The organism is Paenibacillus sp. GbtcB18 (assembly GCF_019091125.1).
In the GTDB taxonomy this organism is placed as follows: domain Bacteria; phylum Bacillota; class Bacilli; order Paenibacillales; family NBRC-103111; genus Paenibacillus_F; species Paenibacillus_F chitinolyticus.
Genome location: NZ_JAGXJX010000591.1, coordinates 1 through 253, shown reverse-complemented (window position 1 = coordinate 253; position 253 = coordinate 1). Strand labels below are relative to the sequence as shown.

The 253-nt window shown below is 46.6% G+C and carries 1 protein-coding gene; it reads left to right on the top strand.

Features of this window, described 5'->3' with window-relative positions; all coding sequences use genetic code 11:
* Positions 1-69 precede the first annotated feature (69 nt).
* Positions 70-253, top strand: a 184-nt coding sequence (locus tag KVT34_RS30630) for a hypothetical protein (RefSeq protein WP_217563337.1), incomplete at its 3' end; no start/stop codon positions are given.

Here is a 253-nt window from a genome sequence, read left to right as displayed (position 1 = left end):
AATCCGGAAAAAAGCGTAATTTAAAATGCGCTTAGAACAATCCCATCACTCATCCTAAATTTACCACCAATGAAAAAGTTCGCTCTGTATGTATCCATCCTGGTCTTATCGGCCTTCACTGTTCAGCAGCCGGCATTAACGCGGGATGATAAGTCCTTTCTGCTGGACCAGCTGCAAAGCACCAAAACCACCCTGCTAAACGATGTTTCAGGCCTCAGCGATGCACAGATGCAGTTTAAACCATCCCCCGACC